Annotated in this window: 8 protein-coding genes; all 8 read right to left on the minus strand. The window is 50.0% G+C overall.

What is annotated here, in order from left to right; all coding sequences use genetic code 11:
- Window positions 1-8: 8 nt before the first annotated feature.
- The 8 genes from nirB (M3202_RS11410) to M3202_RS11445 all read right to left on the minus strand — a co-directional run bounded on the left by nirB (M3202_RS11410) (window position 9) and on the right by M3202_RS11445 (window position 13,675).
- A complete protein-coding gene (nirB, locus tag M3202_RS11410; protein WP_349775616.1) occupies window positions 9-2,438 on the minus strand; it encodes a nitrite reductase large subunit NirB in 2,430 nt (809 codons plus the stop codon).
- Between the two features lie 44 nt (window positions 2,439-2,482).
- The gene (gene cobA / locus M3202_RS11415; protein WP_251223455.1) at window positions 2,483-3,958 is read right to left on the minus strand and encodes a uroporphyrinogen-III C-methyltransferase; all 1,476 of its coding nucleotides are present in this window, start codon (window positions 3,956-3,958) and stop codon (window positions 2,483-2,485) included.
- Window positions 3,959-4,280: 322 nt separating this feature from the next.
- Window positions 4,281-5,486 carry a nitrate/nitrite transporter gene (locus tag M3202_RS11420; RefSeq protein WP_251223456.1) on the minus strand — a complete coding sequence of 402 codons (1,206 nt, stop codon included), beginning with the start codon at window positions 5,484-5,486 and terminating at the stop codon, window positions 4,281-4,283.
- Window positions 5,487-5,670: 184 nt separating this feature from the next.
- A complete protein-coding gene (gene nasC, locus M3202_RS11425) occupies window positions 5,671-7,809 on the minus strand; it encodes an assimilatory nitrate reductase catalytic subunit NasC (protein ID WP_251223457.1) in 2,139 nt (712 codons plus the stop codon).
- A gap of 40 nt (window positions 7,810-7,849) precedes the next feature.
- Complete coding sequence (nirB, locus tag M3202_RS11430; RefSeq protein WP_251223458.1) at window positions 7,850-10,201, minus strand: nitrite reductase large subunit NirB; 2,352 nt, start codon at window positions 10,199-10,201, stop codon at window positions 7,850-7,852.
- A gap of 350 nt (window positions 10,202-10,551) precedes the next feature.
- On the minus strand, window positions 10,552-11,100 hold the full coding sequence (locus M3202_RS11435) for a LysM peptidoglycan-binding domain-containing protein (RefSeq protein WP_251223459.1): 549 nt from the start codon (window positions 11,098-11,100) through the stop codon (window positions 10,552-10,554).
- A 69-nt stretch (window positions 11,101-11,169) separates the two neighbouring features.
- Window positions 11,170-13,323 (minus strand): heavy metal translocating P-type ATPase, encoded by a 2,154-nt coding sequence (locus M3202_RS11440; RefSeq protein WP_432805973.1) that lies wholly within the window; start codon window positions 13,321-13,323, stop codon window positions 11,170-11,172.
- Window positions 13,295-13,675: an ArsR/SmtB family transcription factor gene (locus M3202_RS11445; RefSeq protein WP_251223461.1), complete on the minus strand. Its 381-nt coding sequence runs from the start codon at window positions 13,673-13,675 to the stop codon at window positions 13,295-13,297. The genes M3202_RS11440 and M3202_RS11445 overlap by 29 nt, the downstream gene beginning before the upstream one ends.
- Window positions 13,676-13,796: the final 121 nt, after the last annotated feature.

Consider the following 13,796-nt stretch of genomic DNA (forward strand, 5'->3'; position numbering starts at 1 on the left):
GCCTCCTCTTATACCAATGATTCCACTTGCTTCTTCTCGAACAGCTCTTTGCGCTTTTCCTCGCTTTCAATAATTTCCTTCCAAGGGTCCTTTCCGGTTGATAAGGCAACCTCCAAACGTTCAACTAATTCCTTTCGTCTCTTTGAATCATCAAGAACGACCTTCTTCATATGATCCAGACCGACGCGTTCGACAAAATGAGACGTCCTTTCTAAATAGCGGGCGTTCTCCCGGTAATATTGCAAAAATGCGCTAATAATCTCAATAATCTCTTCTTTTGTTTTCACCTTGCAGAACAGGTCGCCCGCACGCAGGTCGACGCCGCCGTTTCCTCCGACATAAAGCTCCCACGCTCCTTCCACGCCAACGACTCCGAAGTCTTTAATGCCTGATTCAGCACAGTTACGCGGACATGCCGAGACGGCCATTTTTACTTTATGAGGTGTATTAATGTATTCAAATTTCTTTTCCAGTTCAATGCCAAGGCCAATTGAATCCTGGGTTCCGAAGCGGCAGAACTGCTCCCCGACACATGTTTTTACAGTGCGTAACGCTTTCGCATACGCGGAGCCGGATCGCATGCCAAGCTCCTCCCACACTTTCGGCAGGTCCTCTTTTTCAACACCGAACATATCAATCCGCTGCCCGCCGGTCACCTTCAGCAATGGAATGTTATATTTATCGGCGACATCGGCAATTTGCCGAAGCTGGGCCGGATTGGTTACGCCGCCGTACATTCGCGGTACGACGGAAAAGGTGCCGTCGTTTTGAATATTGCCGTGAGCGCGTTCATTAATAAAGCGTGACGTATGGTCATCTTTATTTTTAAGTGGATCCACCATTCCTAAATAGTAGTTGATCGCCGGGCGGCACTTCGAACATCCTTCCTCCGTCCGCCAATGTAAAACATTCATCACTTCACGCGGATAGGATAAACCGAGCTCGCGAATGTTGGCCACGACTTCTTCATGCGTATAGTCGGTACAGCCACACATCGGTTCCTTCGAGGTATCGGCCTGCTCTCCTGTTGTCAATGCCAGAAGGTCAGCCACTAAAGGCTTGCAGCCGCCGCAAGAGCGTGAGGCGTTCGTACACTGCTTAATCTCCTCAACCGACGTTAATCCTTGATTCGTAATCGCCGCCACGATTTCTCCTTTCGAGACGCCATTACAGCCGCAAATCGTTTCATCCTCAGCCATCAGCAGGACAGGGCTTTCCTTTTCACCGGCTGACTGCTCCGTCGGCAAAATCGCCACTTTGCTCATTTCTGAAATATCCTGCTCTTTTTTCATCATGTCGAGAATGCGTGGTGAATCGCCGGTATCTCCGAACAATACAGCGCCGATGACTTTATTGTCCTGGACGACGACCTTTTTATAGATTCCCTCAAATTCATCATGCACGCGAATCGCTTTCGTTTCCTTGCTATCCTGAAATTTCCCGGCCGAAAACACATCAACGCCTGATACTTTCAGCTGCGTATAAACTATTGATCCCTGGTAGCCGGAAACCGCCGCTTTGTCTTCCGCGCAAATATGTTCAGCCAATACTTTTCCTTGCTCATACAGCGGTGCGACAAGCCCGTAAGCGATGCCCCGGTGCTCTGCACATTCTCCGACGGCGTAAATATTTTTTTTGCTCGTCTGCATATAATCATCGACGATGATCGCCCGATTTATTTCCAGGCCGCTCTCTTTCGCCAGCTCGACATTCGGCCGAATGCCGACGGCCATCACGACTAAATCAGCTTTTGTGCTCGTACCGTCCTTAAAGCGCAGCCCTTTCACCCGTGTATCACCGGTAATCTGCTCCGTCTGCTTGTTTAACAGGAAATTCATCCCCTGCTTCTCCAGCTCCTCACGCAGCATCGAGCCTGCCTGTTCATCCAGCTGACGCTCCATTAAATAATCGGCAATATGGACGACATCGACCTCCATATTCAAGTTAAGCAGACCGCGGGCTGCTTCAAGTCCAAGCAAGCCGCCGCCGATGACAACAGCCTTTTTGTAGTGCCTTGACGCTTCAATCATCGTCTCGCAATCTTTAATGTTACGGAAAGCGATCACGCCTTCTTTATCCGCTCCAGGCAAAGGCAGCATGAACGGATTAGAACCTGTCGCAAAAATCAATTTATCATAGCTGCACGTCCGTCCCTGCTCACTAATAACAAGCTGTTTTGACTCATCTACTTTCACGACCGGGTCCCCCGTGTGCAGCGTAATCCCGTTGCTTTCATACCAGTCATAATCATTCAGGACAATGTCGTTCACATTGGCGTCTCCCTGCAGTACAGAAGAGAGCATGATCCGGTTATAATTTGGATGCGGCTCTTCTCCAAAGACGGTGATAGCGTAGCGTTCTGGATCTCTTTTTAAAATCTCTTCCAACGTCCGGATACCAGCCATCCCATTTCCGATCAATACTAGTTTCTCTCGCACATGTATCGCTCCTTTTTCACGAAGTTCGTTTCTCTCGATTCGCTTTACCCTTCCATCACAATGCGCTCTTCTATATCAAAAATATCGAGAAGCCCCACCAGTTCATCGCCTTCGATCAAACTTTGCACCGCGATCTTCTGCGACTCGAGCAAAAGCTTCACATCTTTTCCTTTGCAAATCAGCTGCAAGCCGTTACAAATCTCAGCTTCGATACCGCTCAACGTTAAAAACGTCAGCAATTGCATCGCCTCGACTCGGCTCGTAATGAGCAGAGCATTTACATGTTGCTCTCTGATTAACCGTTGAAACGCCTCGATGTTTTTTTGGCTCACCTGTTGCTTTGTTAAAATCAGTTCCTCCGCCGGGCGCTCGTACTGATGCCTCATGCTTTCGACCTCTGCTTCTTTACCGATGAAGACCGGGAGCTCGAGACGCGAATCCTCCAGCAATTCAGCTTGAATGCCGACCGAGCGCAAAGTCTGCCTGACGGACGGGTCGACGGCATAGATTGGGGAGTGGACGTGCCGGAAATCTAGCTTATGTTCGCCGAACGCCTGTAAACATAACTGAACACTTTCTGCTGAAAGGAAGACGAGCTCTCTCGGTTTATTGCTTCCAAGCAAGCCCGCCAATTGATGGCGGTCGGCCGTTGCTCGCTCGGTCAAAAGCGGAAAGGCGAATACATCGGCACCTTGCTGTTTTACTTGATCGATAAGCTTAAGGTGCTTTTTCTCCGGACCAGGTATGAGAATACTTCGGCCCGACAGGCGTCTATTGTCATACCAGGCCAGCTTCGACCTTAAAGCAACGACCTCACCAACGACGATAATTGCCGGATTCGTTACCCCTGCCTGGGCCACTTTACGGGCAATGTTGGCAAGCGTTCCTTCTATCGTTCTTTGTTTGCTGTACGTTCCCCACTGAACGACGAGCACCGGCGTTTCGCTTACTTTCCCCCGGCTCATCAACTCAGCTGCGATTGTTTTTAGATGCTTGATCCCCATATAAAACACGATCGTTTTGACCCCTTTTGAGAGGGCCTGCCAATTGATTTCCGGCGTACCACTCTTTTTGCTGCCGTGTCCTGTGACGACTGCAAATGAATCCGAATGAACCCGGTGAGTAAGCGGCACACCGGCATAGGCTGTTGCGGCGATGCCCGCCGTGATGCCGGGCACTATTTCATACGGAATATGATGCTCCGCCAACAGTTCAGCCTCTTCACCAACCCTGCCAAATACCGCCGGATCACCTCCCTTAAGCCGGACGACGGTTTTGCCCTTCCTGGCATGAATCAAGATTTCCTTTTGAATATCCTCCTGCCGCAACGTATGGCGGCACGGCTGTTTGCCACAGTAAATGAGCTTGGCATCTTCCTTCGCATACGTTAGCAAAAAGGGATTGATCAATCGATCAAAAATGACGACCTCCGCCTGCTGTAAAGCCCTTTTTCCTTTAAGGGAAATCAGCTCTGCATCCCCCGGGCCTGCTCCTACCAAGTAGACCATTCCCCTTTTCATTCCTCACTCCCCCTTTTGCTTCTGCAAAACCATGATTTTAAATGTAGGTTAATCGTAAACTATGATTTGAAATACATGTTATCTTGTGTCATTTTATCTGACATGGTTTTTCCGGACTGGTGAAAAAAAGCGGGGTTCCCTTTTTTGCAGCTTCTACATTATGTGCCCAGCCGTGACAAATTTTAAAAAGCCTTGCCACGAGGAACCACTCGTAGCAAGGCCACAAAATGTACGAAACGCTCACTCTACCCTTGGATTCGTCTTTCGGCTTTGAGAGGACGCCGTGAGTTCGTTTAGTGCTTCGATCATCCATCGCTTCCTCTTAAATCCGTACCTGCTTGCCCGATACGGACCATTCCTTTCTCCATCCAGCCTGGGCATAGAGCAAAATCGCAAAAGCGACTAAAGCAACGATTGAGCATGTAATAAAGCCGGTTGCATACGTGCCTGTTATGTCTTTTAATGAGCCGAGCACATTCGGCAGGACAAAGCCGCCGATTCCGCCGGCTGCTCCAACAATCCCTGTCACCATGCCAATCTCATTTTGAAAACGTTGCGGAACCAGCTGGAAGATCGCCCCATTTCCCATACCGAGACAACCCATGCCGACAAAGAGTATCGTTACGACGAGTGCCAGTGGCGGCAACAGGCTGACCGCGAACATGCAGAGCGCCACGCCCAAAAATAAAAATTGCAGCAGCTTTACTCCGCCGATTTTATCTGAGATCAGCCCGCCAACCGGACGGAGGAAGCTGCCCGAGGCGACGATGAGCGTCACAATGTCTCCAGCCCGTACTCCCGATACGCCATATTGACTGACGAAAAAGTAGCTCAGAAAACTGGTCAACCCGACGAAACCGCCGAACGTCACACTGTACAGCAGACAGAAATACCATGTATCTTTTTCTTTGAAAACGGAGAAATACTGCTTTAACGGTTTCGGGGCCGGCTGATTTGGCGGCTCCTTCGCCATGAAAATGTATAAGCAGAGGACGATGCTCAACGGGATCAGCGCCAGCCCCATGACCCCGTTCCAGCCGACAACTTCAGCGAGACGCGGGCCAAACAAGGTCGCCAGCAGCGTTCCGCTGTTTCCGGCACCGGCAATCCCCATCGCAACACCTTGAAGATGGGGGGGATACCAGCGGCTCGCCATCGGCAGCGCCGCGGCAAAGCTTGCGCCGGCAACCCCAAGTAAAATTCCGATCATATAGAGCTCACTCAGTGTATAGCCAAATAACCAGCCCCATAATAGAGGAACCATCGTTACGATCATTCCGCCGATCGCTGTCTTTTTTGGCCCGAAACGATCTGTCAACACGCCCATAATGACCCGGAACAGCGATCCGGCTAAAATCGGGATGGCGACAATCATCCCGACTTGGCCGGCTGACAGATCAAAGTCAGCAGTCAAATAAACGCCCAGCGCCCCTAGTAACACCCAGATCATAAAGCTAATATCAAAATATAAAAAAGCCGAGAAGAGCGATGGAGCATGCCCACTTTTTTTCAATTCAGAAAGCTTCATTTCAAACACTCCTTTTCTTTATCATAGGCCCATTATGCCAAAGCTTCTGGAGAATAACAGGATCCGTGTAACAATTTCTGACAGTCTTTTCCTATATTTAAAATACTTCTTTTCAACCTGAAAAGAGAGGTTACCCCAAAAGGTATTGGAACAACCTCTATCGAGTTCCGGGATGCTGCCGGTACTACTGATCGACCGCTGATATCTTCACCGCACTTACTTTAAAGCCCGGCATCCCACAGGACGGGTCAAGAGTGCCGGCTACCAGACGGTTGACATTTTGCGACTCCGTCCAATGCAAAGGCACAAAGACCGTATCCTTGCGAATGGTTTGCGACCATTTGCTTCTGACGACAATGCTGCCCCGCTCCGATTCGACCTTGACCAGGCTTTGATCGTTTATCTGAAATTTTTTGGCCGTCGCAGGATGGATTTCCATATACGATTCAAATTCACGCGCAGCCAGAGTCGCGCTTTTTCTCGTCTGCACGCCGGTTAAATAATGCGACATGATCCGGCCCGTCGTCAGGAAGAGCGGATACGTTTCCGATGTTTTCTCCTTGGCGATTTTCGCTGTATTGGACACCGGCACCATCCGCGCCTTTTTATCTGGATGAGCAAAACCAGCTTCAAATAAGCGCTCGGTTCCGGGATGCGTTTCGTCCGGACACGGCCATAGCAGACCTTTTTCCCGGCGCAACCGCTCATAGCTCATGCCGGAATAGTCGGCAATGCCACCACGCGACGCCACACATAGCTCATGAAAGACCTCCTCCGGTGACGAAAAGGAGAAATATTCGCCTTTACCGAGAGCGTCGGCGACTTCACAAATAATCTTCCAATCATGCTTGACCTCGCCGCGTACCGGAAAGCTTGCTTCACGCAATAGGACCCGCCCTTCGACATTGGTCATTGTCCCTTCCGTTTCCAAATAAGAGGTCGTTGGCAAAATCAAATCGGCTAATTGCGCTGTTTCGGAAATAAACATATCGACCGCCACGAGGAAATCGAGCTTAGCCAATGCCTGTTTGACAAACTCGGCGCGCGGATGGGAGACAATCGGATTCGAGCACATCAGGAACATCGCCTTAATCTCTCCCTGATCGACCTTCTGTATCATTTCAAAAGCCGATACCCCTTTGCGTGGCAACTCATTGACATCAACTTTCCACACATCGGCGATATACTGGCGATCAGCTTCATTTTCAATCGAGCGGTAGCCTGGCAGCTGATCGGCTTTTTGCCCATGCTCTCTTGCCCCTTGTCCGTTTCCTTGCCCGGTCACCGCGCCGTAGCCGGAGTATTTCTTGCCGATCTTCCCTGTCGCTAAAAGAATATTAAGAAAATTGCGCACCGCACTTGAACCGTCCGTTTGCTGCTCCACTCCCCGAGCTGTAAAGATCATCCCCGACTCTTCTCTGGCAAAGACGGAAGCGGCCTTTCTGATTTGACTGAGCGGCACCCCTGTCATTTCAGCAATTTCATTAAGGTCGAGCGCCGAAACATACTCCCGTACTTCCTCAAAGCCGACAACATGGCGCGCCAGAAAGTCTTCATCGATTAAATCTTCATCAAGGATCACCTTCAGAAAGCCGTTCGCCAATGCTGCATCCATTCCCGGCCTTACTTTCAAATGAAGGTCGGCCAGCTTTGTCGTCGCTGTTTCCCGCGGGTCGATGGCAATGATAAAGGCTCCGTTTTCTTTCGCTTTTTCAAAATACGGCATAATCGTCGGCTGACATTCCGCCATATTCGTCCCGGCCAAAATCAGGCATCTGGAATGGGGAATTTCCTGAATCGTATTCGTAAAGCCGCGGTCCATGCCAAATGTCTTCGCGGCAGCAGAGGCTGCGGCCGACATACATAAGCGGCCATTGTAATCTATATACCTCGTCCCGAGCGCGACACGGGCAAATTTCCCGAGTAAATACGCCTCTTCATTCGTGATCGTCGCGCTGCCATAGACTGATAACGCATCTTTGCCATGTTGCGCCTGAATCGCCGTGAATTTTTCGCGAATCAGCTCCAGCGCTTCTTCCCAGGAAATCCGGACAAACTCACCGTTCACTTTGCGCAGCGGGTATTTGAGCCGCTCGGAATGAAGGGCGTGCTGATGGGCATGCATCCCTTTAATACACAGCCGGCCTTCTGACGTTGGATTATCGACACCGACTGTTTTGTATTTCTTACGTGTCACCGTCACCTGCTCGATTAGCTGCATTTTACACTGCATGCTGCAAAAAGGGCATTGCGATGGATAGACGGTTTCCTTTTCCACTTCCTGCTGCTTCGTTCGAAAATACCTTAATAGCATCTCAGTCATCGTCTCTCATCCTTTACTACGTATTTGTCTCTCCGACATCCTAGAAGGTTTTCGCCAATCTCGCTTTGATCTGTAAAGCATCCTGCTCCAAATTTCCGCTTAGCTGCTGCCTTAATTCCGGGGCAAACAGGACCTCACGAATGTGGAGCAAATTGACCCGGTTGATCCAATCCCAGGTCCGCTCGCCATACTTGGCCGTTTCCCGGTAATATTGAACGAAGGCAATCACCAGCTCGCAAGCTTCCTCTGCCGTCTCCACGACAGAAAGCAGCTGCCCCTGGCGGACATGTCTCCCGCTGCTGCCGCCGACATAGAGTTCCCAGCCGCGGGCGAATTGGATGATCCCTACATCTTTCGTAGTAGAACCGGCTCCGTTATGACTGCAAGCTGACACGCCTACTTTCAGCCGGTGGGGCGCCGGCACTGAATCCATTTTCTTCTCAATCTCGACCGCCAGCTCCAGCGCCCGTTCCTTTTCACACGTACAAGCTGTTTCCCCAAGGCAGGTTTTTATCGTATGCCCCCTGTTGCCGGCTGCGCTTCTCAATGGCAAGTCCAGCTCACGCCAAATAGCCTCCAGCTGTTCTTTCGGAATGCCGTACAAATGAATTCGCTGCTCACTCGTCACGGCAACGTTCGGAATGCGGTGCTTCTCAGCAATATCAGCGATTCTTCGCAGCTCATCAGCATTTGTTATCCCCCCGTACATTTGCGGCGTGATCGCATAGGTGCCATCGCTCTGCACAACCGCATTCATCCTCTCATTCAGGAAAAGCGCTTCCTGCTCTGCTTCATATTCGGGATAAATCATCCCAAGGTAATAATGCAATGCCGGCACACATGTCCGGCAACCGTCTTTCGTTTTCCAGCCAAGCTGCTCGATCACGTCATGAACAGAGCTTAGTCTACGGATCTGCATCTCTTGGACAATCTCTTCATCAGTCAGCGTTGTACAGGCGCACATCGCCTCTTTTTCGACGACTTCATCAAAGTCCTCACTTTGGATATAAGACAGCAGCTCGGAGACAAGCAGTTTACAGCCCCCGCATGCACTGGACGCCTTTGTACAGTTTTTAATTTCTTCGACACTCGCCAGCTCATGCGACTGACAGGCTTCAATAATTGCGCCCTTTGACACGGCATTACACTGACAGATCAGCTCCGTCTGCTCCATCGTCACTACTTCCGGTTCCGCGCCAGTGCTTTGCAAAAGCAGCTGCTTTTCTTCATCGGTGATCACTTTCTGCTTGGCTATCATATCCAACAGCTTATTGCTCGCCTTCGTATCGCCGAACATGACGGCGCCGATCACTTTCTCATCGCGCAGAACAATTTTTTTGTATGTCTGGGCCAGTTCATCAACGCTCATCATCGTTTTTGCCGGCGCATCGGCCTGAAAATTCCCGGCCGAAAAGACATTCACCCCTGATATCTTCAATTGTGTTGCAAGAGTACTTCCTTCGTATCCGGCTGTCTCTTTGGCGCATAGATGGGCGGCCAACACTCTTCCCTGTTCATAAAGCGGCTTAACAAGGCCGTACACCATTCCGCGATGCTCGACACATTCTCCAACGGCATAAACATCAGGCACGCTCGTCTGCAAGTAATCATTGACGAGGATCGCCCGGTTCGTTTCAATCCCGCTTTCTTTTGCCAGCTGGACGTTAGGACGGACGCCAACTGCCATAACGACCATATCTGCTTCCAGCGCTGTGCCATCGGTAAATCGAAGCCCTTCCACCCGTCTGGCGCCGATGATCTCTTCCGTCGTCTTCTCCAACAAAAACTTCATCCCCTGGCTTTTCAGCTCCTGTTCAAGCATTAGCGCGGCGGTTGGATCAAGCTGTCTTTCCATCAAATGATTGGCGATATGAACGACATTGACCTCCATCCCGAGATTCAGCAACCCTCTGGCGGCCTCCAAACCGAGCAGCCCTCCACCGATGACAGCCGCTTTTTGATAATTGCCGGCGATCTCGATCATCTTTTGACAGTCCTCAATCGTCCGAAAGCTGACAACTCCTTCCTTGTCAGCTCCGGGAATCGGCAGCATAAACGGAACGGAGCCTGTCGCGATAATCAGCTTGTCATAAGAAACCTTTCTGTTGCGATCCGCGCTCACTGTTTTTTCGACCGTGTCGACCTGAATGACCGTTTCCCCCGCATAAAGACGAATATCGTTGCGCTCATACCAGGCGCGGTCATGCAAGGTAATATCATCAACCTTCGTATCTCCTTGTAAAACGGTCGATAGCATAATGCGGTTATAATTATAATGAGGCTCACTGCCGAATACAGTCATCTCATACAAAGATGGGTTTACCTTCAGGATTTCCTCCATGCAATTTATCCCTGCCATGCCATTTCCTATTAAGACCAGCTTTTGTTTCATTTATAAACCCCCTCATCATCGAAGCTGCTGAAAAAGAAAGTTTTTTCAGTGGCCTCTCATCCTCTGGGCTGATTATCAGCTCTGCCACGTCAATTAAAGTCATATTAAAATTACTTCTTATCTAGTCATTTTCATTTTAGTAATAATAACGGTTCAATTCCTTAACCATGTCAGATGTGCTGACAAAGAATTCTTTGAAACCGCAACAAAAACAGGGCTGGAAAAAAGGTTGTTTTTTCACCTTTTTCCCAGCCCCTAAGCAATGAACGGAACGGCCCCAATCTATTAAAGCCCGCTATGAGTCGCTTTCTCACAACGGGCTTTTGGCGAGTGACGCTATGGCAAGCTAACTAGTTTTGTCTCTTCCTCTTAACGCCAATCGGATTCTCCATTTTTTTATGGAGACATCGGGGAAGGAGTAACGCATAGCCCGGATAAATCACGTCACCCGAGAAGCTATGCCTGTTTGCATTCGCATGCAGCAGCGCCGACACAGGAAGATCGCGTCTCTCGGCAATCCGCCATAAGGAATCCCCTTCTTCCACGATTTCAATTTGCACCGGCAATTCCAGCAATTGATTGGCGACGATTTTGTTTATATCGCTCAATTGCGGATTAAGCGCCTCCACTGCCTGAAGATCAAGACCGAACGAACCTGCGATCGAAGGAAGGGTTTCACCCGGCTGGACAAAATAAAGTACCTGTGCCTGCGGGGTAAAGGAATAAGGTACGATCAGCTGTCTTCCCTCATACAGAAGCTCTGGATCTGTAAAGGGAGGATAAAGGGAATTCAGCTGCTCTATTTCGTCAACCGTACTTCGAAGCATCGTCGCAATACCAAATACCGTATCATTTATCTTCACTGTATAAACAAAGTAAGTTCCTTCGTTTGCCAGCACATCACTTCCCCCTCGTACCCGAATAACCCCTCTTGTATACTATTGGCCGAGGCGAAAAGATGTGCCTACCTATATCTGATCGCTGTTCTTTTTTCGATTCAGCAGGCGCAAGCCATTCCCTGTCACAAGCAAGGTCGCCCCCATGTCGGCCAGAATCGCGATCCAGAGAGTCAGCCAGCCCGGAACGACCAGCAGCAGCGCGAGCAGCTTCAACCCGAGTGAAAAGGCGATATTCTGCTTAATAATTCGCAATGCTTTCCGGCTAAGAGAAATCAAGTAAGGCAGCTGCTTCAAATCATCACTCATCAAGGCGACATCCGCTGTTTCGAGCGCCGTATCGGTACCAGCTCCCCCCATCGCGATTCCGACCGTCGAAGCGGCCAATGCCGGCGCATCATTTACCCCGTCACCGATCATCGCGACTCGCTCATGCTCATTTCTTAATTGCTTCATATAGGCCAGCTTATCTTCAGGTAAAAGCTCGGCTTGAATCTCCTTCACACCAACCTGCCTGCCGACCGCTTCAGCCGTAAGCCAATTATCCCCCGTAAGCATCACGGTCCGTGATATTCCAAGCTGATGCAGGCGCTCAACTACTGTTTTGCTTAGCTCCCTCACTTCATCAGCGACCGCAAATAGAGCAAATACTTCTTTCTCCGTTCCGAAGAGCATCACGGTTTTCCCCTGTCTCTGAAGCCGGAAGACTTCCTCTTTTATTTCAGCACTGGCCTCAGGAAACAGCAGAAGATTTCCAATCTGGTATGTCACTCCGTCAATGCTGCCTTTAATCCCTTTTCCGGTCAAAGAGACAAAGTCATTGACCTCCACTTCATGATATGGAACCTGCTCCTCATCCGCCTTGCGGATGACTGCTGATGCAAGCGGATGAGCGGAGCGTGACTCCAAGGCGGCGATGGCAGCCAGAGCTTCTTTGTCCGTATAATCTTTGTCGCAGGTAATCAAATCCGTCACATGCGGGCTGCCTTTCGTTAACGTTCCCGTCTTGTCAAAAGCAATGGCCTTTAAGCCACCCAGCTCCTCTAAATAAACTCCGCCTTTGATCAATACTCCATTCCTCGCCGCATTGCCGATTGCCGTCACAATCGCCACCGGAGTGGAAATAACGAGCGCGCATGGACAGCCAACGACAAGGACGGCCAATCCTTGATAAATCCATGTCTCCCAGCTTGCTTGGAAAAACAATGGCGGGATCAGCGCAATGAACAAAGCAACGAGCATAATCGCCGGTGTATAATATTTGGCGAATTTATCAATAAAAGCTTGAGATGGAGCGCGCTCGGCCTGCGCTTCTTCAACGAGATGGATGATCTTTGAAATCGTCGTATCCTCGACGCGCTTTGTCACCTCTACTTCAAGCAGTCCTTCCTCATTTAACGTTCCGGCAAACACTTCATCCGCTGCGTGCTTTTCCACAGGAACGGATTCTCCGGTAATGGCTGCCTGATTGACCGAGGAACGGCCGCTAACGACGGTTCCATCCATAGCGATTTTCTGTCCGGGGCGCACGATCATCCGATCGCCAATTTGAATGTCGTCAACAGACACCAGCACCGTCTCCCCGTTCCGCTGAATCAATGCTTCTTTTGGCGCGATGTCCATCAACGAACGGATCGATTGCCGCGCCTGATCCATGGAAAACCGTTCCAACGCTTCACTGATCGCAAACAGGATGACGACAATCGCTCCTTCCGTCCATTCACCGATAATCGCCGCTCCAATAACCGCGATCGTCATCAATGTTTTCATATCAAATTGTGCTTTCATTAAATTCGCCAGGCCGACTTTAAAAAGCGAATAGCCGCCGACGACAATCGCTACGAGAAAAGCGGCGATAACCGCTCCGTTTCCTTCTCCAAGCATTGATTGGCCGATGATGCCAAGCACAAGGAAGATCGCTGAAATAAACACATGAATATGCTTTTTGAGGAAGGAAAGAGGTGTTGTCCGTTCTACTTCTGCTCTTGTTTCGTGCTCTGGCGTCAGCTTCAGCTGTTCAAACGCGCCGGCTTTTTCGAGCTGCTCAAGCGTTGCCTCTCCATAGACGGATATTTTCGCAGCGCCGAAATTCACCCTCGCCTCGTGTACGCCCTCAAGCTCCTTGACATTGCGCTCAAACTTGCCGGCGCAATTTATACATGTAAAGCCTTCTACCCGGTACACTTTCTTTTCCGCTTCATTCACGCACCCCCACCTCTCTTCCATGTACGACAGCTGTCGTGACAAGCATTTCGACATGGTCATCATCCAGCGAATAAAAAACAAGCTTGCCTTCCCTTCGGCTTTTGCAAATGCCGAGGCTGCGCAAATGCCGTAAATGATGGGAGACGGTCGCCACCGTCGCTCCAATAATCGTCGCGACATCACAAACGCACAGTTCCTCCTCCTGACAGAGGGCGTAGGCGATTTTCAAACGGGTTTCATCAGCCAGAGCTTTAAAAATCCCGGCAACCGGGCTAAGATTCTCCGCTTCTATCATAGAGGAGACTCGTGTCACCTTCTCCTCGTCATAGCAAAACACATCACATGTATCTACCTGATTCTTCACTTTCGTCATTCTTCATCCCTCATTCAAATGATCATTTGATTATAGTCTATGCCAGCAATCGAAAAACGTCAATCAACATCCGGTAAAAGGGCTCTGCGTGAGGGGCAGCAACTGGAGAAGGATAATGGCT

It is taken from the genome of Halalkalibacter oceani (genome assembly GCF_023715605.1).
In the GTDB taxonomy this organism is placed as follows: Bacteria; Bacillota; Bacilli; order Bacillales; family Bacillaceae_D; genus Halalkalibacter; species Halalkalibacter oceani.